Origin of the sequence: Vibrio sp. 10N.222.55.A1, assembly GCF_041473835.1 — a bacterium.
In the GTDB taxonomy this organism is placed as follows: domain Bacteria; phylum Pseudomonadota; class Gammaproteobacteria; order Enterobacterales; family Vibrionaceae; genus Vibrio; species Vibrio crassostreae_C.
Map to the genome: position 1 here is coordinate 1 of NZ_JBFRSX010000051.1, position 20726 is coordinate 20726.

Genomic DNA, 20726 nt, shown 5'->3' on the forward strand with positions numbered 1-20726 from the left:
AGAATGTGTTCCCTCTTCGATTTGAATGACAAACATTCTGTAGCTGTTTACAAAGCCATAGGCATTGCCTGTGGCTTTGTCGTATCTGGGACTAAAAAAACTGGTGCAGCAGGCTTACACAAATTAATCTATTGATAGTTTCTTATGCTCTAAACACGTTTAGGGGCACTTTCGAGTTAGAAAGTGCCACGGTAATCACAATGTTCTACCCGTCAGCTGTTATTACGTAAACAGCAAAATGAGAATAACGTTTACTGTCGAAAAGCCGCTTAGTAAAGCTTCCTGACCTGCTGGTCTATCTGTCAATTTTACCGTGAAATCCTACACCAAAACCCACCTTAAACTACTGTTTTATAAAGGTTAATTTCAGTTGCAGTTGTCGTTTTTTTTCGAAAAAGTATTCCGAACTAAAGGGGCTCAATATCTGCCACTATTGATCGCTGGTAGCGCGTAATTGAGCTACTTTTTGTGGTTATGGTCGTGTCTGTGCTTTAGCTAAGGCTACCCCTTTGTGCTCCATGCGTAAATCAATGTTTTATAGGGGCTTTATGGGAAAAGCAAGTTCATTTCGCAGGTTGCGATTCGCACACTGCGAAATGAGCGTCTAACTCGAAAATGGGCAAATTAACGGATTAGTAAGCTTTAATGAACAAACTGACGGAACACAAATAAGCCTCGCATTAGCGAGGCTTGAAGGTGTTCATTTGTAGTATTGGTGACGTCTTTTCGAGTTATGCTTCCAACACTTAGCAACGTCATATACGTGTGCAGGGTAATCATCCCACGGGTTAGCCAGTGATTTTCCTCTAGCTGCTCGCAGTTTGATGGGGTATTCACGACACTCAACTTTGTGGAGGAAATAGTAGCTCTTCTCCTGCTTGGTTGAAAAATGCTTGTGAGTTCCACTGCGTACGCTAGGGTACACATCCCATAGATAATCCCCTTGCGCTTTGACATAACTTCGGTACTGTCGCTTTAGTTTTTTCATTTACCCTCCAGGTTTACATTACCTAGAAGGGGTCCTCTGCAAAGTAGTTCATTCGTCCACCATGGTTTGCTCTTTACCCAAGTCTAGCAAATTCTGGTTAGGGCCTAAAATTATTGCCAATAGCTTATCAAGCAAACCATTAGTCTTAAAACACTTCGGGGCAGAAGTGTTTTAGAGTAATCGCACTAAGGCGCTCTTGTCCCAAAGCATGGCGGCATAACACGTCTCTGGACAGAACCTTGTTAGACCTGATGCTCTAAAAGGGTTCTGTCATATTAGGAAAAGTATGTTGATTCCTTGATCGTTTGTTATGCATAGAATCACGTTATTCAGGTAAACGGAATTGTTTCTGCTCTGGATGATGAACAACTAGATTGGCAACCTTATTTAGGTAGTCTATCGCTATATCAGCAATGAACTTATGGGCCTCAGCAAGATCCATTGATGGAGTTTTGTTTGATGCTATGGTTTTCTTGAAACCATGCCGTGACTGAATGCCTGAAAACTGATAGTTGTTTGCGGTGTTTTTAAAGGCCTTGAGTTGCTTATTATCTATATTAATGTCAATTCCTGTTATTTTAGAAAATGCCTCTAACGTTTCATACATTTTGTAGTAATTAACCCAGTCATGATATAGGTCAAAATACTTTAATAGTAGATAAACGTCTTCTCTTTCCGTAGCAAGATTTAGCATGAAAAGTCGTATATTTTTACTTTTAGCGGCTTGAAACTCATTAAAAACCATATCGTTAGTCAACGAGCCAGGATGCCCGAGAACCGCCATATGTATTTGCTTTTCAGGTTTGAGAACCGATACTCCATTGTGAAGTAGTTCATCCAATTTTAGTCGCTGATGGTTAGAGTCAAGGATTAAGCATATACCATTAAATATGGAAGTTAACTCGTACCCGACTTGCCAAACCGTTTCCGGGGACTCTTCCTCATCAAAATAAATTGACGACAATCTAAAATCATCATTCATACAATCATGCCAATGATCGACACCACCAGAAACATCAAAATATACACTTGTTCTTTGCTCAGAGAAGGAACGGATTAACCTTAAGTCCCCACTAAGTAAGAATTCCCACTTACATGAATCTTCCATTTTTTCTCCTATGCATATCGGCAAGCAAAAATGCCACGCGTTTGGGGGTCACTTGTTAGGCGCCTTGTTGATTTTTTACCAATAGGTCGGGTGTAAATTTGTTGTAACGATTTTATCCCCTAGCTTCTCCAAATTGCATTTCTGACATAAAAGCTGAAGGTTACTCACATCGTTAACACCCCCTAAGTTTAAAGGAACCATATGATCTATAGATAACTTTCCTGCAGTGTGATACATAGAACTGAGATCTGTTTTGCAAATGGCACATAAGCCTTTTTCTCGACAAAATAGAGCACGTTCTAACCACTTTGGCCAATAAGTATTTCTTTTTAGTACACCATCTTTTTTTAAGAGTTCCGGTTCATCGATTAACATCAACCCCTTTATTTCGTGGGCGATTTTCTTATTGAACTCTATTAAAAAGCAGCGATCTGAAAACAAAAGATTAAAAACTTCAATTTTGATCATTGGTGTTAAGTTGTCACGAGCAAAATCAAGTAAATACTCTGTATGATATTCGAATAAGTCGGTTTCTTCCGCCACCCATTGTGTACCTGTACTCATGTAGTACTCTTCAGGAGACATGACTTTTAAATCATACTCATTACACCACTGTATTATCTCTTCACTGGAGTACTCATCTCCACCTGCATCCATCAAGTAAAAATAGAAATACTCATTTATGTTGTGTTCTATGTAGTCATGTAACAAGCTATTTTTCACTGGTTTCAGTGCTTGATTATCAAAGTCTGAGGCAACTTCTAATGGTGAATCACCATAGTTTTCAAACACAACAGTCCTAATTGAGTCTGCCAATTTATAGCTAGCACAAAACTTAAAATCATGATGTTTAGGAAACAAATTTCAACTCCAATCTTATTTATTACCACTTAAAATCTAACGCCAAATTAAGGTATGCACAACGCCACCACCTAACCTAGAGCATTGTGCCATAAACACTAAACTTCCATAAAGAGAGGGCGCCAAGCGTCGCGAATCCGTTTTAAAGCGTTTGTATGGCTTATATTTCATCAAAGGTTACAGAGTGCTTCTCGCCACTTAAAACACCTTGATATATAGAACATTCAATCTGGTTGTTTTTCAGGCTATCAACTATAACAATTTTCGTTTTTTCTGAAATTCTAGGACCAAGGTAAATGGCTTTGATAGCTTCTTTTGGGATATCAACTAGATAAATTTTATTACTAAACTGATCTAGAGCTGGTCTATTTTTGTCGTTTTTTATTGGATGAAGTCCAAGGAAATTTATTGTTAACCTAAATTCTTGCTCATAGCTCCACGATAGATCCTTTGTACCTATGACTTGCTTGTACGCATCAAATGAATCTAGCTTTATACATGGCTTATTCTCCGTATATTCCATACATATAGGGTCAGTCGCTTTACCAGTTTGATCTTTTTTATGAAAAAACTCATGTTTAGAGTCAAAAGCAATCACATAACCACAATAGGAGTCAGAATAATGTGACCACATCAAGAGAGAACTGTTTGTCTTAGAAAGTGACAATACACCAAGAGTTTTATCTAACATATTAGTGATCTCTTGTGTCATCAACGAATCTTGAATCGCTTTGTCCCAAAGCTCTTTGAGAGTAACGATTGCATTCTCGTAATCGCTTTTATTCTCAGCCTGCTCGGTAGGGCTAAGTTGATTCCAAAGCGCATCCAACTCATCATGAGAGCTTTGCATCTGACTTTTAAAGGCATCTTTGTTGTCTACTGAATGATAAGTCTCATAAAAGTCATTCAAGGAGCTAAGTTGCGTAAATCTAATTTTCAGGTCACGAATGACATCAAGTCGCTCGACTGGTAAATACTTGAAGAGTTTCAACCTTCCTCCTATGAGCCTAACGCCCGCTTAAGTTGTGAGCAGCGCAATACGATTTTCCGCACACCACCTAAATCACTAAAATTACCGCAAACCACAAATGCCACGTGTTGCAAATCCGTCTTGAAGCGTTTGTTGTTATGTTTCTAGCTGCTTGAACGCATGTTGCACAAGTTTTTTACCAACATAAAACCTATGCCCCGTCTCTGTCGTAACAATAACACGGCCAATATGTCGACTATCATAGTTTGGCTGTGACAACTCAAATTGCTCTAACGTAATAGTAAATCTGAACTTTTCACCGGGCTCTAAAGGTCGCCGAACGAATGCCTGACCACTACTGCCATCAACAAGCATATTAGCTAATACTTTTTCTTTGCCTCGGTAGTACTCTATCTGAATGTGACCTATAAAAACTTTAACTATTGAATGGTTTACAATATCCAAAGCGACTGCTTTAACTGTCGGTTCATAAGTTGAACAAACTAATATATTTCTCAATGCTAGCTTAACCGTTGGCTTTCCAAGTCTATCATTTATAAAATTAAGCCCTGCAAAAGTTATTAAAAGAGTGACAGTACTCAGGACGGATTCATAGTGAACAGAATCCGACACACTGTTCATTTCGAAGCACCAGTAAGCTGAAATCACGATAGCAATTACGTTAGAAATAAATGCAATAACATACCTAATATTAATAACTTAGACCCCTTTAATAAACATTAGTCGTAAGTGAAACATAACGCTTTCTATGCGGCTTTTAGCCGCCTTTCATATTCTTATCATGTAACTTTTCTAATACCACATCAACGTGAATCAATAGGTTAATGAAAGTTAACAGAGACTAGATTGTATGATGTCTTATGTTTTCAGAAAAATGCTGTTGCCCAAACTCCTTCGGATAACTTTTGATAGGGGAAATTACTAGGTTCGAAGTGAGCAAGATCTTTTGCTCTGAATTGTTTGGGGGCAAAGACGTGTTTGCCGAGATCGGCGTCAGCATGTCCGCCTCTCCTGACCTGATTACTCGAAACAAATCAGATTTGATTGCCCGCCGAAAACAATGGTGCAAAGCCGAGTATGATTGAATGACGATGCAACCTACGGAAACAACACTACGTCGACGTGACAATCTAGCTTGGGGGATTCCTTGAGCGTGAGTTTTAACTATGATTCAACGCTTTTGAGTCATGAGCACGTATTAACACCAAATAATCCTTTCTTTCGGAGGAGTTCTCTCGTCTTTGGTAGCTTTGCTATTTTGGACGTAAGCCAACCATGCCCACCCAGGGCTTTATCTAACTCAGTGCGGGATTTCTTGTTACTTGAGGAAAGCAGCAACTCACGAATCACGTCCACGAGCTCATTGTCTCGCTGAGACCAATCCACTCTATCAACATGCTGCGTCTTACTTGCAGTTGGAAGCACAGTTTCAAGCCACGCATACTCGTGGTTATACAACCAGTAATAAGCTGCTTCTTGGGCTCTCTTTATCTCTTGTCGGCTCACAGTAGGGTTCAAGTTAATAAACCGTACTATCTGACAACCGTACCTGCGTCTCAAAGACTCAGCTTTGCATTGCTTACGCCGCTCAACAAGACCAGTTGTCGTCGAGATAATCTGCTCGACACTGCCAGAAGAGATATGATGCTTTTTTGCTATTACGTCTCTATGAAAGCCTTTTAGCGCCAGTTGTATTACCGATGTCTTGATACCTTCCGTGATTTTCCTGGGCTTCAGATTGACCGGAATATTATTCCTCAAGGCAACACTTTTAACATAACAACGACTCTTACCAACCTCGCGACTTACAGCTGCCATTGATAGCCCCAACTTCAATAAATCACAACATAGTTTTTCTCTGTTTATGGCAGTTCGAGTGCTTAAACTCTCGTCTTTCACTCCTGTAAAGGGTCGACAACGAGACAGGAAAAACTCAAAAAGTAAGTGCTTAAACGGATGCTGAGGGTACTGACCAGAGAGAAATGTCGATACAAAGCTGAAATCTAATCTTGATCTGACAGACAAATGTGTTGGTGAGAGAAATAAACCTTCGGATAACTCATACAGCCCCTCTAAAATGATCTTCCTTCTCACTCGGCCACTTGCCGTCAAAAAGCCACTCAAGCCTAGCTGGTTTTGGTAATCCGTACTTAATACAGCACGGCTCTCATCTTGACTCAGAGCCTGTAAGACTAGCACTCGTTGAGCAGCAAAATACGAGAATTCGGTTGCCACACCAGTACAATGTATAGGTATCGTTTCAGAGCTGGGTAGAAAATGACTACACACATGACAGCGACCGGGCAACTCCTGATGAACTAGCCAAGTTCGATGTGCTGAACATGCCTCTACACCTGGAATCTGATGATTCAAGTGCCAATAAGCAACGCCATACTCATGCAAATCATTTTTTGCGCACACAGGGCAGTACTTAACAGATAAGGGCTCTTTTTCCCGAAAGGTTGAAAGCTGGCTCGCTCTTATAACCTCATTTGTACTCGCAGCGGCATCTTCAATAACATTTCTGTAATTTGGCAGGTAATTGGAAAACAGTGGACGCAGTGTTTGACACGATAATAGAGCCTTTGACGATTCACCCGTTGACTGAGCTAGAGAGCCCAAGTTTGATGTTAGATAAGGATGAATAGCTGCTCTACTATCGCCAGCAAGCGATTCTAAAGCTTGCTCTATAGAGTATTCACTAACTGATAAGAAACGGCATATACGGCTATATAAGGACTCATCAGGTAGTGCTTTGGGCAACTGCATGATGAGTCTCCTATATTGATAGTGTCTATACCCTAACTATAGGATAATTCTGAAAGAGGGTCGTCCATAACAATATTACGAGATCTTAAATAACACATAGGGTCTTCTAAACCCGCAGCTTGTTGAAATAAATCAGGGTCTTTAATTCTATCTAGTAGGTCTACCGCCCCCACTAATTCAATAAGCCTAGAAGCAAATTCAGGGTGCTGAGGTTTAGTGATATCACCTGTTTTATCGACTGTTTTAGCAGTTTGTACATCCTTGCGCTGAGAGTTACGTTGCTTGCCTTTGGGTAACGGAATAAGAGCTGATTTTAAGCTATCCACTTCTTCCGTTTGCCTCGATAGACCACAAGCAACCGCATTACCGGCGGATAATGTTGCTGGTGTAATACGTTCATCATCCGTGCCAATAACCAAACGTTGAGCCTCTCTATAGGTTCGGCTTGCCATATCTATATTACCAACGGATAAGAAGTGAAGGACATCATTTAGCTCTTCTGTAAGCTTCGTGTAAACGTTGGTCCATTGGTATTGCCAAAGTTGGCCTATAAACGCTTTCCATGAAATGCTATTTCTTGTCAAAACATACATAGTATGGTGATAACCGCTTTCAGCACGGCGAGCAGCTTTGAGCTCTTTAATTAGAGACTTGTCAAATGGGGGGTTTGCGACAAAGAAAAGTGGAACACCTAACTTGTTCATTAGTCGATGTAAGAATTTTAATAGATTGTTCTCTCCACCTGTTCTTTTAAACTTTAGATTTTGCATTTCATCAATCACTAACATACCGAGAAAGCTCGACTTAATTGACCGTTCTAACTGCCTAATTAGTTCACCAATTGTTCCTGCTGGCTTCGTTCTTTTTCTATCTAAAGTTAAGTCTAATGTTGCAAGTATCTCTTCACAAAGATCTCTAACACTGGAATTGCTGGGACAGTCCACTTTTATCCAGACAACTTGTTTTCTTAGCTCAAGTGGTTGGCCTTTATAAGACTCGTGCACAATTACAGTCGGAAAATATCCTAGAACTTGCTCAACCATCGAGGTTTTACCAACACCACTTTCACCGATTAGAGTCAGTCCATCCCCTTTAGGTTGAAAGTACCCTGTTCTCGGTTCAATATCTGGTCTTTCATCAACCAAATAATGCAAATACTGAGCAGTTGTAGGGCTCAGTGGATTCTTGGCTGAGTAACCCTTTTTGATGGCTCTTTCAACAGCGCGGAAACATGCTTCATAGTCGGTCAGTGGCTGTCTAATCTCTTCAATGCGATTTAGGTATTCATCACGAACTAATGGATCGGGATGATCAGCGATTTCTTCTGAGTAATCTGGATAGTTACTAAACTCTTCCATAACGCTGACCCATGCTTTTTTAGCTGGAAGGGCCTCAATTATTGGATTACCGCGATGCTCAGGAAGAATTGCATCTTGATACACTGCAGGTTCAATTCTCATGACTCACCTCTACTCACTCTTCTCTTGGGACCTTTTGGTAATGGAATTACTTTATCGCTGACGGGCGCAGTATCAGCAGTATCATTACCACCTGAAGCTAGTGACTCTGGTCTAATCATATTTGTTGTCGTTTCTAACTCATCATTTCGTCGCTGACGGATGTTTTTCGTTCTATCCTTTAAAGAAAGTTTACCCGCTTCTTTATTTCTGTGTTTAGCTTGTCGAGTAACGTCCTGTTGATGCTTATGATCATCAATCGAAGTTACTGAAATTGGTGTTAGCTCTTTTTTGGAGTCGAGCCAATCTTGAATAAAGTTAGACTCAAATATCGATTTATCACTGAACATCCTGCTGCGAGGTAGAAGATCACATCTAACAAAACCTTTATTTTTGTCCAAACGGACATAGATGTAATTGGTTGTATTCTCGTCGATTCTCGCTTCAAGCCTCCAACGACCTGAAGACCTAGCGACAGAGGCAAGGCTTAGCTCTTCGACCTCTGCACATGAGTAGTACAAACCATTAAAATATATACCACTTCGAGTCATACTTACCTCTGCTGAAGGTAACAACCTAGCGATAACTTCATCACTTCTAGCAAACTGAAGGTCGTGTCTATGTCTTGCAAGGTGTATTTTCCAATAGTTCAGAGGAGTGGGGGACAGATCATGCTCAATGAGTAAAGGGCTGGCAAAAGCCAAGTCATCGAAAATTGAACGGTTATGCTCTAGGACAGTTTTAATTATTTCGGCAGTTACTTCTTTCAGGGTATAGAGCGCAACTTTTCTTGGGTCTTCATTACCTCTAACAACTGACCCACCTCTTGTTGATCCTAGCAGATCATGAAGTAGTTCTTTATTAAGAATATCAAAACGTTTCTCCACAACTCCTTTGCAATCAGGCCTATATGGTGGGGTAAATGATAATTTCGTCATTGGAGTCAGCGCTTTTCTTGGCTGCACTCCAATCATTTCACCATTGTCGCAAACCAACTCTTTAGGGATGTGGGCACAAGGCCACTCTGAGTCTTCTATGTCGATACCAAAGCTCTTACAGTAATCAGATTTAGGTAAGAAAGCATTGGTTAATGCCTGTCGAGCTGCACGCCATGATGCATGATATAGAGATACATGCATACCAACTATCATTCGGCTTGCTCTGTCCGCTACAATGTAAATCGTCGGTCGCCCTAAGACTTCTTCTGGCTTAAGCTCAGATACGATATGTACGTCAGCAACAGTCGCATCTATTTCAAAGTGAGTACCAGGCAAATAGCTTCGGTCTGTAATGCTGCCTAGGACTCCTCTTTTATTTCTGAGGTGGTCATTTTCTGACGTTCGTTGCTTAATTATCTGCTCTTTACTAAATAGCTTTGTACGCCAGTAGCTGAACTGTTTTTCTGTTGGCACCAAAGGAGGTCTACCCATAACCTCTGCTTGTCTGATTTCTTTTGAATAACTATCTTTAAGCAGATTTTTATAAGTTTTTGCCAACGTAAGGCCTGCTTCTTTAAGGTAGTACTTCTTTAAAGCTTTCTTGAATTTCTTCTTGTCATCATTGCACACAATATACTTAGCTGCTCTATCTGCAGCTATCGTTCTAGGTTGTTTCGGTGCACCTAATGGTTTCGTTGTTGGAGCTTTCTCCCTCCCAGAGCCGCCACTATTCGCAAATGCCGGTAACAGAGCCATCTTATCCTGACCATTTCTCCAATATAAAGTGAGCAATCTGGCTAAAGATTTGCGATCCACTTCCAACTTCCGCGCATGTTCGCTTAACTTAGGAAAGCGCTTCTTGGTCGCGTAGTCGAAAATAAAGCTCTGATCGAATATTACACCTTCGATTAAATCGTAATTTTTATCTCGACGAGCTATGTACTCTTCTGAAAGATTTTCTTCATCGACCATTAAATGAGCTGGCAATTTATATTGTGTTTTTTTTGCTTCATGACTAGAAATGGACTCAAGGAAACCCTCCAAGGAAACTGCTACAGGTCTTACTACTGTAGAAGAATCCTCTAGTGAGAATAAAATGACAGACTCAACATCATGCAATAAATCCAACAATCGATAGAGGCCGTCTTCAAGCAAGTTCGAATTAATCACTTTCCAAACACTGTTTTTAGGAAGCTCCATATAGGATGTCTCCCTGTTGTTCAGTCACATACGTTATGTCAATAAGCCCTGATTCAACAATGTTTTTCGAAAGATCTACTTCAATATATCGATCAGCGATTAGGAAACGAATTAGTACTAGAGCATTTTCATGCGTAGTAACATTCAATGAAATTAGTTGATTACAAAGATCTTCAATAAAGTACTGCCGAACGGTTAGCATAGAGAGCGCACAAATAACCTGCTCGGTCGAAAAGCTCACTGGGTTCTTACGGAACGGGGAGGTAGCCCATAGAAGGTTACTACTTTGCACTCTTGTTAATTCATTCCCAGTAAAATAACTAAATTTAACCCCAAGTAACTCCCAACAAACCCTCTCGATATCATTTTTTTCCAGTACACGTAAATCACCAGAATCCTCTTCTGATTTAGCAGAAACAGCGTGATATATAATACCTTGAGGGGAGTCAATCGTGAGCAACTGATCCGTTGTCATGATAATCGGTTCTTTTGTATGAGGATGGGTAGGATGTTGTACCCCAAGGGTTTTAGCTACTTTCTGCGTAAAATTTAGAGGGAAGAGGGGAAATTGCTCCCTGATATCAACAACACGGTTCGAAAACTCAGCAAGATAAAAGTGCTCACTTTCTATCGAAGACATCATATGGTGGTCTCTTTGAGACTTCCTACCATAAATCAGTGAGCGTGTACCTTTAGATTTTACATCCTGAATCCTAAGCCAAGGTTTGTAGTTAGCACCTTGACCCAGCCCATATTTGTTCCGCAAGTGCCGTTGATAGTCATCTAACGACTCGATTTTTCGACCACGTCCCATACTTAATCCAATAAAGCTTCACTGTACAAAGCATAGTAACACGCCTCACTATGGGCAAACTTTATTGTCTAAAAATGTCGTTGTGGGCAAACTTTATTGCTTATGGGCAAACTTTATTGTATCTACACACTTAAACCCACTGACCAGCAGTAAAGCCTGAACTCCAACACCATTGGAAGTTGTAACCACCAAGCCAGCCCGTTACGTCCATCACCTCACCAACGAAGAATAAGCCTTTGATGTTCTTACATTCCATGGTTTTTGAAGAGAGGTGATCGGTATCAACGCCACCAAGAGTAACTTCCGCCGTACGGTAACCTTCTGTGCCATTTGGTGCGATTTTCCAGTTTTCTAGATGCTCAACAATGCCATTAAGCTGCTTTTCGTTGAACTGCTTAAGCGGTTTGTCTTCCAGCTCTTTACGGTCAATCAACACTTCCACAAAACGCTTTGGTAATGCTTTCGCTAAGGTGTTTTTCAGGCTCTGATTTGGGTGCTTCTCGCGAGAGTTAGCCAGCAACTCAGCCACATCCACTTCTGGTACTAGATTAATCGAAACCGATTGACCCGCTTTCCAGAACGAAGAAATTTGCAGAACTGAAGGACCCGATAGGCCGCGGTGAGTAAACAGCAGTGCTTCTTTGAACAAGGTTCCGTCTTGCGCGGTGATCTCAGCAGGAATTGCGATACCAGAAAGCTCTGCGAAAGCTTCTTTATCTTCTTTATGCAGAGTGAATGGCACTAAGCCTGCGGTAGTTGGCATCACAGACAAACCAAACTGCTCGGCAATCTTATAACCAAATGGTGTTGCGCCCAGCTTAGGCATCGACAAACCGCCCGTCGCCACAACCAGTGAGTCACACTCAACTTCGTCGGTATTAAGGTGCATCTTAAAGCCAGCGTCTGTTTTTTCGATGGAGTGAACATCACAACGGTAGCGCTGTTCAACTTTCGCCTGCTTACACTCTTCAAGCAACATGCTCACGATGTCTTTTGCAGTGTGGTCATTCACACAGAACAATTGGCCGTGGTCTCGCTCTTCGAACTCAATACCGTACTTGCTCACCATCGAGATAAAATCCCAGTTGGTGTATTGAGATAAAGCTGACTTCACGAAGTGAGGGTTATTACATAGGAAGTTGTTGGCTGAAACATCATAGTTAGTGAAGTTACAACGGCCGCCACCTGAGATTAAGATTTTTCTGCCTGGTTTCTTTGCATGATCAACCACCAGCACTCGTCGGCCGCGTTTACCCGCTTCCGCAGCACACATTAAGCCCGCGGCGCCCGCACCAATTACGATTACATCAAACTTTTCACTCATTGGGGTTCTGCTTTCTTCACTTTTGCACCTCGAGTACGCCCTGTTCTCGAAATGCCATCAATAAAAAAGGATGTGCATAAACAGCACATCCTTACTAATTGCTCGCTATTCTAGCGGCAATTTTAAACTTTGCAATTGATGTTCAATTGTACAATTTGCAGACAGCAGCAAAACCACTACTTGGCTTAGCGAACCAACAACCGAAGCTTTACACCAAAACCTAAACTCTACTTCACACGTACTAAATAACTTAGACGATGAAAGAAGACAGCAACGTTACACCCAGCAGAGCGGAAGAAAGTATAAACAACTGTCTTACGCGATCACACTTCGACATAAACACTTCGTCGTGATGATGGTGGTACTCTTTGCTTTTGATGTAACTAAACAAGCGAACCTGCTTGGTCATATTGCCATGAGTTGTGAAGAATCCACCTCCGTCTACTTGTTGATAAAGTAGAGGATGTGCTTCTCGCATTATATAAATGAGTGTTCTTAGCGCAGTAAAATATCGCGCCCAGTTCACGCAAGTCACAACCATTAGTGCAAATAGAATAGTGTCGCCGCTGATCATCCTTTCCTCCCTACATCTTCATAAGAAAACTCAAAAGAAAAAGATAATCAGTGTCTTTCCCGTACTACCTAAACGGCAGGAGCTTCCATAATTGAAGATGAACCATCTTTTGCCAATTGCGCTAGGTCTTTATCAATAAAGAACAGTGCTTTACCGTCTTCACCAACAAGCTCTAGCTTATCCAATACACCTTTAAACAACTTCTCTTCTTCGTGTTGCTCTGCAACGTACCATTGCAGGAAGTTAAAGGTTGAGTAATCTTGTGTGCTGAAAGCAACGTGAGCCAGTTTGTTGATCTTTTGAGTAATCATTTGCTCATGTTCATAAGTTTCACGGAACACAGCACCAAGGCTATCAAATTCATGTTTTGGCGCTTCAATCGCACCTAGAATTGGCATTGCACCTGTTTCACTTACGTAAGTGAAAAGACGCTGCATATGTTCCATTTCTTCTACTGCATGAACACGCAGAAACTCTGCTGCACCTTCAAATCCTTTGTCTTCACACCAAGCACTCATTTGTAAGTATAGATTGGATGAGAAAAATTCTAGGTTAATTTGATCATTCAGTTGCTCAACCATAGTTTTTGACAGCATTTAAGACTCCTAATTACATCCTCAATTTTCTCTACTATATCACTATTTAATGAATATCTCGCAGGCCATTAGTTAACCAATATTTCGAGCTGTCATTACGCAAGACAGTGGATATGAGATCACTTCAGCAAAAAAAACCATCGCATAGTGCTAATCTTAAATCAGACAATGAATAAAGGAGGTAGCGATATGAGTTACAAACATATTTTGGTCGCGGTCGATTTATCAGAAGACAGCAAATTAATTGTGGATAAAGCGGTAGCATTGGCTAAGCCATTGGAAGCCAAAGTCTCTTTTATCCATATCGATATTAACTACGCAGAGCTGTATACCGGCCTGATTGATATCAACATGGCCGAAACCCAGCACAACGCGATGGAAGCGTCTCGTATTCAGCTGCAAAATTTTGCGGAGCACGCCCAATACCCGATCACCCATACCCTAGTAGGCAGTGGTGATTTGAGTCATGAGCTGTGTGACACCATCAACGAGTTCAATGTTGATCTCGTGGTTTGCGGTCACCATCAAGACTTTTGGAGCAAGCTGCTCTCTTCAACACGCCAACTGATCAACGCCTCTCCGGTTGATATGCTGGTCGTGCCTCTAAGAGATTCAGAAGACTAATGATTTAAGGTTAGGTAACATACAGCTCATATCTTATTAACGAAGTTTTACTATGAGCTATTTAGCTGGTGTTACCCTCCTATGGGCCTTCTCCTTTAGCCTGATCGGCGTTTACCTTGCGGGTCAGGTTGATTCTTGGTTCTCTGTTTTAATGCGTGTTGCCCTTGCTGGCGTCGTATTTCTTCCTTTCCTAAAGTTTCGCGGCGTATCGCGTAAGCTGATCGCTAAATTGATGGCAATTGGTGGTATCCAGCTTGGCCTGATGTACTGCTTCTACTATCAGTCTTTCTTACTGCTATCCGTTCCTGAAGTCCTTTTGTTTACTGTCTTTACCCCAATTTACGTCACGCTTATTTATGACTTTCTCAAAGGGCAATTCTCTCCGTGGTACCTAGTGACAGCGGCAATTGCGGTATTGGGCGCGGTATTCATTAAGTTCGCAGGTATTAACGAAAACTTTTTAGTCGGCTTCCTCGTCGTGCAAGGCGCGAACCTGTGCTTTGCTATTGGTCAGGTGGGCTACAAGGTGGTGATGGAGAAGAAATCGACCGAGTTGCCTCAGCGAACCGTATTTGGTTACTTCTACTTAGGGGCGCTATGTGTCGCGTCAGTGGCTTTCATGCTACTAGGCAACCCAGAGAAACTGCCCACCACCACACTTCAATGGGGAATCCTGATCTACCTTGGCTTGATTGCTTCGGGTCTGGGTTACTTTATGTGGAATAAAGGCGCGTGCATGGTCAATGCTGGCGCACTGGCTGTGATGAACAATGTTTTAGTTCCAACTGGCCTTGTGGTGAACATCCTGATTTGGAACAGAGATGTCGATTTGGTTCGATTGTCTATTGGTGGTGCCGTTATCTTGTTCTCTTTGTTCGTCAATGAGACGTGGGTGAAGAAGCGTGTTGCGAGAGATGCTAGCAATGCCTAGCGCGTTAAGCTAACAAGCTGTATTTAACTAATAAGCTTTGTTTGACTAGCAAGATTCTTATTTAAAATAATACCCAGAAAGCAAAAGAGCGACCGTAGGTCGCTCTTTTTAAATCATCTGTGTAGCAATAAACCATTCAAATCAACTTCAGTGAATTTGATTGTGGCTCACTACCTGAGTCTTGGTTTCAGTGAAGGCAACATCATCAAGTTGTAGGTTGATTCGTTCCAATTCACTTTCCAGCTTCTGACTTTTCTTAAACAGCTTTTGCTGCTTCTTAATCATCTTCGCGAGTTTCTTATTGTACTTCTCTTGTTTCTTAGCCGCTTTCTTCGCTTGTTTGAGTTCAGCTTTCTCATCGCCGCTCGCCTTCGCCATCAGTTTTTTCAGCTTGGCTTTTTCCTGTGCGGCTTCTTTTTTGGCAAGCTCAGGGGCCATATCAGCGGCGGCTGGATCGAACATTTGTACGCTCGGTTCAATTGCCTCGTTGATTTCCGCAAGCGACAGTTCTGGTGCAGGTAATGTTTCCGCTAGCAGGCCGCATGCGACTTTCTCTTCAACGGGTTTGTTTTGACAACCAAGAGGTGGAATTGCGGTGGGTTTGCATAGATTCGCTTGATCCGCCGAAGAACGCGCGCAAGAACGACACACGAACTTAGGTTCAGTCACCAAGCTGTGGATCTCGCCCAAGTGTTCGGTGATATCTCGACGGTTTAACTTACAAAAGCGTTTAGCCATGCTTCAACTCCAGCTAAGAATAATAATGATTCTTAGTTAGATATACATCTGTAACGCGACTATCGCAAGTGTTAAATGGCAATTTATCGTATTTATGACGGGAAATTTTCTTAGCGTGTATCTAAGTTATTGATGCTTCAATTAAGTCATTGATGCTTTCACATAGACGTCAAAACGGTTCTTTTTGGTTTCGATCGCCATGCTCGGTTTTTGCTCGTCTAACCAAGCTGCGTAATCCGGTCTTTTAACCACAACTCGCTTCGATGCCAACTTCATCGCTGGCTCAAATAGGCCATCAGCATCCAGATCGGCACCCACCAAAGATTGGAATACGCGCATCTCTTTTTTGACCAGAGCCGATTTCTTTTTGTTCTCTGGGTGTGGGTACATAGGGTCGAGGTACACCACATCAGGTTGTTCAAAGTCAGGATCGTTACTGAGCTTGTCTAAAGCATCGTGACTGGATGCGTGAATCAACTTCATGCGTTCAGTTACCCAACCACCGATATCTGGGTCTTGTTGCGCTCGCTGCAAGCCATCATCAAGCAGTGCGGCCACAACGGGGTGACGCTCGACCATTTGCACCTTACAACCTAGAGAAGCCAACACAAACGCATCGCGCCCTAAGCCTGCAGTACCATCAAGAATAGTTGGCGTTGCGCCTTTGTTTAAACCAGCTGCTTTGGCAATCGCCTGACCTTTACCACCGCCAAACTTACGTCGGTGACCAACTGCGCCTCCCACTAAATCAACAAAGATAGCGCCAAGCTTGGGCTCATCGACTTTACGTAGCTCAAGTCGCTCACTAGTCAGTACCAAAGCAAAATCGCTGCTTTCATCATGAGATAAGTTCCAGCGGGTCGCTAAGTCATTCAAATGATCGATTTGGGTAGCATCTTCGCAAATCAGTTGTAGTTGCAAGGTCGTCTCCAACAGACAGTAGTATTCAAAACAAAAGAGGCAACCAGTTTACCTGATTGCCTCAACAATACATATTAGCGGTGAAAAGTATTCCCAGCTAAAGTCGGCTTACCTAAACCAATGGCTCTGTCTCTCGCTCTTGTCTTAACTCTACAACAAGCTCTGCGAGTGGCTTAGGTCGCCCTATGATGTAGCCCTGCGCGTAGTTCACACCCAGTTCGATAAGCTTGTCGATAATCTGGGTATTTTCAACGAACTCAGCCACGGTGTGCTTGCCCATCTGCTTGGCAAGATCATTGATCGAGCGAACCATCACATGGTCCATCTCATTCACATCAATATCACGTACAAACAAGCCATCGATCTTCACAATATCGACAGGCAGCTTTTTCAGATAGCCAAATGACGATAGCCCTGAGCCAAAATCATCCAATGCAATCATGCAGCCAAGCTCTTTGATTCGAGTGAAGAACTTGATCGCCTGCTTCATGTTACTCATGGCCGCTGTTTCGGTGATCTCTAAACAAATCTTATGACACGGTATCGATGAATCGCTCAGGCTATCTATCAAAAATTCGACAAACTCACGGTTACCCATCGAGTGACCGGAAAGATTGATTGAACACATCCCCAGTTCCTCTATAACCTCAGGGCGTTGCTCCAACCAACCCAAGGTTTGACTGACGACTTGGCGGTCAATCAAATGCGCGATGTTATAACGCTCTGAGGCTGGCATGAAGATCCCCGGGGAGATGTATTCCCCTTGGATGTTCTTGATGCGGACCAAGATTTCAAAGTGCATTTTATCGCTGTCTTCATCTAGGCCAAGAATTCGCTGCGCAAACAACTCTAAGCGATCGTTAGCCAAGGCCTCATGCACTAGGTTAACGCACTCCATCTCAAGATGGCGACGACGCAGGTCTTCATCATCTTGATGGTAAAGATGATAGCGATTGCGACCTTCTTCTTTAGCGGCATGACAAGCTGCATCCGCCTGAGCGTGCACCATCTGTGGTGAAGCTGCTGTATGGTCGATCAATCGAATACCGATAGAGCACGTCAGGTTGAGTCGAATATCATCCCACAAGAATGGATTCTCACTCATCATCGAGATAATACTGCGACACACATTCACCGCATCTCGTTCAGTACAGTCTTTCATCAGCACAGCAAACTCATCACCACCCATTCGCGCTAACACCGCATTGTAAGGCAGTACGTCTTCTAGCAGTTTGGCGCTAAACAAGATCGCAGCATCACCCGCTTCATGTCCTGCGGTATCGTTCAGCACTTTCAGCTGATCCAAATCTAGGAACAACATTGCGTGAGTTCGCATGTGGCTCTCAACCTCTTTCAGCGCCTTTTGCAGCTCTTGCTCAAAGTGGTTGCGGTTAAAGGTGTCAGTCAGTAGGTCATAGCGAGCCTGATACTCTAGCTTTTCAGAAAGCTCGTGCGTTTCGGTGATGTCTTCACCCACAATCAACAGCTGATCAGACTCCACCAACGGGCGGATATTTTCACGAATCCAGCTCTTGCTGCCGTCGGCATGGCGATATTCGATATCACGACGCCACACACCACGAATCTTATGCTGAGGTTGCAGCAAGATATGACGAGGAATCATCGCGTTCTCATCAACATAGAATTCTCTAGGGCGATGGCCCAACAACTGATCGAGAGGGTATCCCAAAAGCTCTTCGGCAAACTGGTTCACTTGTTGAATGCGATTATTGCCATCGAGCGTAATCATCATCACCGGCTGTTTGTCGTAATACAGCTTCAAGTTTGCTTCACGTTGGAACAGCTTATTCTCAGCAAGCTTACGTGAGGTCACGTCGCGCGCCTCAAAGAGAAACTGAATGTCTTCGTCTTCACTGCCCGGCATCGGCTTCAATGAAATATCCAACACCATCGCACCGCGATCTCGACACCACACCTCGGCTTCAAATCGTAAGGCTGGGTGCTCACTTTTTGCGATGAAATATTCGGCTAGCACTTCTCGCGCAGAACTTTCCCAATGTTGGTGTTGTTGCAGCGGCGTTCCCAGTTTATAGCCTTGATTATAAAGCAGCTCATGTAACTTGCTGTTACTCGACAGCAGCACGCCACCCTTATCAATGATGCCCATAAATTGCAGGCTCTGATCAAATATCGACTCCAACAGTCGTTGGCTTTGGCGACTTGCACGTTCGCTCTTCTTCAGACGGTTAAGGTAATACACCAACACCGCGATAACACACGACATGCTCAAGAACATTAAACCGATGGTGCGAATTTCATCGCGATAGCGCATTAAGAATGACTTCGGCTTATTGAGGAAGGTTACTGAGGCTTCATTCTCTGCACCCAAATCCCAACGTGAGATCTGTTGGTAATCGAGTTTGATTTCTGGCGCGCCAGCAACCACCAATGGCAATGGAGCCTTAGGATTGTTCAGCACGCTCAACAGCACGCGCCCCGTGTCTCGACCTTGCGTTTCTCCACTGTGGATCACGCCACCAATCGCACCAAACCCAAGTCCTAAATCATGCACAATATACAATGGCATCTGAGTTTTTTTGTTGAGCTGACGCCAGTCTTCTTTGCTGCTGACCCGACCATTGATGTCGCGGTAGTAGGCCCAGAACAACAAGCTTTTAGTTAGATCAGCGCGTTGCGCGAACGTCATCAGTTCTTGATAAGAATCAGGCGTATATTGCTCCACCATCCCAGAAAACTCAGGGCGTTTTTGTAGAAATAAATCCACTTGAGCGCGAATAGCTTCACCCGTTACCGAGTGATCGGTAACCACGTAAACTTTTTTAACCGTCGATTGAAGTCGATTGATCAGCTCAATATTGCTCGCCATATCAATATCTTCAGTGATACCGGTTGCGTGCAAGCCTTCAATCATTTGCGGAGAAAAATTGTTGATGCCACCAAAAATAACGGGCGTGCCATTGAGTTCGGGCGCTAAGCGTTTCATCAGATTGAGGGCGTTATTATCACTGACGACTACAGCGGCAAACTCTTCATGCGACAGCTTAGTGCGGTATAGCTGATAAATTCGCTCTAAGTATTCAGCGTTTTGAGTTCGCTTGGTATCGAGATAAACAACCCGGTAAGATAACCCATCGCGATCGAGCTCATCAGATAGTCCTTTATGGAAATCATCTGTCCAGAAAAAGCCTTGATGATAAGAGTGAATAACCAACACATCTTTTGCCTGAGCTGAAGCAAAAACACTCCAACACATCACAATAAAAAATAACGAAAATCGCACTGAATTCACCCTAACCCTATAGTTACTGCTAATATTATCACCCTTGGCTATGATGTGTACTCAAGCCGGTATGTTTTTCATTCAACCTAAGGATTATGCATGTCCACAACCACAGCTCGTCTAGATGATCTAGACCGTGCCATTCTCAAAACCTTGATGGAAGATGCACGAACTCCTTACGCTGAAATGGCAAAGCAGTTCGATGTCAGCCCTGCGACGATTCACGTTCGCATCGAAAAGATGAGATCGGCAGACATTATCGAGCGAACGGAAGTTGTGGTAAACACCAAAAAACTGGGTTACGACGTGTGTTGCTTTATTGGCATCAACCTTAATGCTGCCAAAGATTACCACTCGGCGATCGCTAAGCTGAATGCCTTAGACGAAGTGGTTGAGGCGTACTACACCACTGGTGCTTACAATATCTTTGTAAAGCTGATGTGTAAGTCGATAGAAGAGCTGCAGTTTGTATTGATCGATAAGCTGCAAGCGATCGATGAAGTTCAGTCGACAGAGACACTGATTTCATTGCAGAACCCTATCAACCGCAATGTGAATCCATAACATTGATTCGCCTTGCTTGGCATAACGCACAGACAAAAAAAGAGCCTCTAACTAGAGGCTCTTTTC

At 42.7% G+C, this 20726-nt stretch carries 18 protein-coding genes; 3 read left to right on the forward strand and 15 right to left on the reverse strand.

Annotation, left to right across the window (positions count from 1 at the left end):
• Positions 1-700: 700 nt before the first annotated feature.
• From AB4493_RS15845 to ftnA, 12 genes are all read right to left on the reverse strand, one after another.
• Positions 701-988, reverse strand: a complete 288-nt coding sequence (locus AB4493_RS15845) for a hypothetical protein (protein ID WP_255985426.1) — start codon at positions 986-988, stop codon at positions 701-703.
• Positions 989-1313: 325 nt separating this feature from the next.
• A complete protein-coding gene (locus AB4493_RS15850; RefSeq protein WP_372155383.1) occupies positions 1314-2096 on the reverse strand; it encodes a hypothetical protein in 783 nt (260 codons plus the stop codon).
• A gap of 75 nt (positions 2097-2171) precedes the next feature.
• A complete protein-coding gene (locus AB4493_RS15855) occupies positions 2172-2957 on the reverse strand; it encodes an HNH endonuclease (protein WP_372155385.1) in 786 nt (261 codons plus the stop codon).
• 160 nt (positions 2958-3117) lie between these two features.
• The gene (locus tag AB4493_RS15860; protein ID WP_372155387.1) at positions 3118-3948 is read right to left on the reverse strand and encodes a DUF2971 domain-containing protein; all 831 of its coding nucleotides are present in this window, start codon (positions 3946-3948) and stop codon (positions 3118-3120) included.
• A 135-nt stretch (positions 3949-4083) separates the two neighbouring features.
• Positions 4084-4569, reverse strand: coding sequence for a hypothetical protein (locus AB4493_RS15865; RefSeq protein ID WP_372155389.1), 486 nt, complete (start codon positions 4567-4569; stop codon positions 4084-4086).
• 564 nt (positions 4570-5133) lie between these two features.
• Positions 5134-6717: a TnsD family Tn7-like transposition protein gene (locus AB4493_RS15870; protein WP_372155391.1), complete on the reverse strand. Its 1584-nt coding sequence runs from the start codon at positions 6715-6717 to the stop codon at positions 5134-5136.
• A 32-nt stretch (positions 6718-6749) separates the two neighbouring features.
• The gene (locus tag AB4493_RS15875; protein ID WP_372155393.1) at positions 6750-8177 is read right to left on the reverse strand and encodes an ATP-binding protein; all 1428 of its coding nucleotides are present in this window, start codon (positions 8175-8177) and stop codon (positions 6750-6752) included.
• Positions 8174-10312, reverse strand: a complete 2139-nt coding sequence (locus AB4493_RS15880) for a transposase (protein WP_372155395.1) — start codon at positions 10310-10312, stop codon at positions 8174-8176. Before AB4493_RS15880 ends, AB4493_RS15875 begins: the two co-directional genes overlap by 4 nt.
• Positions 10299-11126, reverse strand: coding sequence for a TnsA endonuclease N-terminal domain-containing protein (locus AB4493_RS15885; protein ID WP_372155397.1), 828 nt, complete (start codon positions 11124-11126; stop codon positions 10299-10301). The genes AB4493_RS15880 and AB4493_RS15885 overlap by 14 nt, the downstream gene beginning before the upstream one ends.
• 130 nt (positions 11127-11256) lie before the next feature.
• A complete protein-coding gene (locus AB4493_RS15890; protein ID WP_372155399.1) occupies positions 11257-12450 on the reverse strand; it encodes an NAD(P)/FAD-dependent oxidoreductase in 1194 nt (397 codons plus the stop codon).
• A 250-nt stretch (positions 12451-12700) separates the two neighbouring features.
• Complete coding sequence (gene uspB, locus AB4493_RS15895) at positions 12701-13024, reverse strand: universal stress protein UspB (RefSeq protein WP_004735557.1); 324 nt, start codon at positions 13022-13024, stop codon at positions 12701-12703.
• 68 nt (positions 13025-13092) lie between these two features.
• Positions 13093-13620, reverse strand: coding sequence for a non-heme ferritin (gene ftnA, locus AB4493_RS15900; protein WP_004735556.1), 528 nt, complete (start codon positions 13618-13620; stop codon positions 13093-13095).
• Positions 13621-13809: 189 nt separating this feature from the next.
• Here ftnA and uspA point away from each other — a divergent pair, with 189 nt between their 5' ends.
• Positions 13810-14244, forward strand: coding sequence for a universal stress protein UspA (gene uspA / locus AB4493_RS15905; RefSeq protein ID WP_017060149.1), 435 nt, complete (start codon positions 13810-13812; stop codon positions 14242-14244).
• Positions 14245-14296: 52 nt separating this feature from the next.
• Positions 14297-15175, forward strand: coding sequence for a carboxylate/amino acid/amine transporter (locus AB4493_RS15910; protein ID WP_372155401.1), 879 nt, complete (start codon positions 14297-14299; stop codon positions 15173-15175).
• 147 nt (positions 15176-15322) lie between these two features.
• Here the strand turns inward: AB4493_RS15910 and AB4493_RS15915 are convergent, their stop codons facing one another.
• The 3 genes from AB4493_RS15915 to AB4493_RS15925 all read right to left on the reverse strand — a co-directional run bounded on the left by AB4493_RS15915 (position 15323) and on the right by AB4493_RS15925 (position 20069).
• Positions 15323-15913, reverse strand: a complete 591-nt coding sequence (locus tag AB4493_RS15915; RefSeq protein WP_372155403.1) for a hypothetical protein — start codon at positions 15911-15913, stop codon at positions 15323-15325.
• A 141-nt stretch (positions 15914-16054) separates the two neighbouring features.
• Complete coding sequence (locus tag AB4493_RS15920) at positions 16055-16834, reverse strand: class I SAM-dependent methyltransferase (protein ID WP_017063046.1); 780 nt, start codon at positions 16832-16834, stop codon at positions 16055-16057.
• A gap of 112 nt (positions 16835-16946) precedes the next feature.
• On the reverse strand, positions 16947-20069 hold the full coding sequence (locus AB4493_RS15925; RefSeq protein WP_372155413.1) for an EAL domain-containing protein: 3123 nt from the start codon (positions 20067-20069) through the stop codon (positions 16947-16949).
• A 126-nt stretch (positions 20070-20195) separates the two neighbouring features.
• Between AB4493_RS15925 and asnC the strand changes: the two genes are divergently transcribed.
• Positions 20196-20660, forward strand: a complete 465-nt coding sequence (gene asnC / locus AB4493_RS15930) for a transcriptional regulator AsnC (protein WP_008218581.1) — start codon at positions 20196-20198, stop codon at positions 20658-20660.
• Positions 20661-20726 lie beyond the last annotated feature (66 nt).

Bases quoted from the DNA above. Each gene is read 5' to 3' on its own strand.
- AB4493_RS15845 (WP_255985426.1), bottom strand. From the start codon at position 988: ATGAAAAAACTAAAGCGACAGTACCGAAGTTATGTCAAAGCGCAAGGG.
- AB4493_RS15850 (WP_372155383.1), bottom strand. From the start codon at position 2,096: ATGGAAGATTCATGTAAGTGGGAATTCTTACTTAGTGGGGACTTAAGG.
- AB4493_RS15865 (WP_372155389.1), bottom strand. From the start codon at position 4,569: ATGAACAGTGTGTCGGATTCTGTTCACTATGAATCCGTCCTGAGTACT.
- AB4493_RS15870 (WP_372155391.1), bottom strand. From the start codon at position 6,717: ATGCAGTTGCCCAAAGCACTACCTGATGAGTCCTTATATAGCCGTATA.
- AB4493_RS15875 (WP_372155393.1), bottom strand. From the start codon at position 8,177: ATGAGAATTGAACCTGCAGTGTATCAAGATGCAATTCTTCCTGAGCAT.
- AB4493_RS15880 (WP_372155395.1), bottom strand. From the start codon at position 10,312: ATGGAGCTTCCTAAAAACAGTGTTTGGAAAGTGATTAATTCGAACTTG.
- AB4493_RS15885 (WP_372155397.1), bottom strand. From the start codon at position 11,126: ATGGGACGTGGTCGAAAAATCGAGTCGTTAGATGACTATCAACGGCAC.
- AB4493_RS15890 (WP_372155399.1), bottom strand. From the start codon at position 12,450: ATGAGTGAAAAGTTTGATGTAATCGTAATTGGTGCGGGCGCCGCGGGC.
- uspB (WP_004735557.1), bottom strand. From the start codon at position 13,024: ATGATCAGCGGCGACACTATTCTATTTGCACTAATGGTTGTGACTTGC.
- ftnA (WP_004735556.1), bottom strand. From the start codon at position 13,620: ATGCTGTCAAAAACTATGGTTGAGCAACTGAATGATCAAATTAACCTA.
- uspA (WP_017060149.1), top strand. From the start codon at position 13,810: ATGAGTTACAAACATATTTTGGTCGCGGTCGATTTATCAGAAGACAGC.
- AB4493_RS15910 (WP_372155401.1), top strand. From the start codon at position 14,297: ATGAGCTATTTAGCTGGTGTTACCCTCCTATGGGCCTTCTCCTTTAGC.
- AB4493_RS15915 (WP_372155403.1), bottom strand. From the start codon at position 15,913: ATGGCTAAACGCTTTTGTAAGTTAAACCGTCGAGATATCACCGAACAC.
- AB4493_RS15925 (WP_372155413.1), bottom strand. From the start codon at position 20,069: ATGTGTTGGAGTGTTTTTGCTTCAGCTCAGGCAAAAGATGTGTTGGTT.
- asnC (WP_008218581.1), top strand. From the start codon at position 20,196: ATGTCCACAACCACAGCTCGTCTAGATGATCTAGACCGTGCCATTCTC.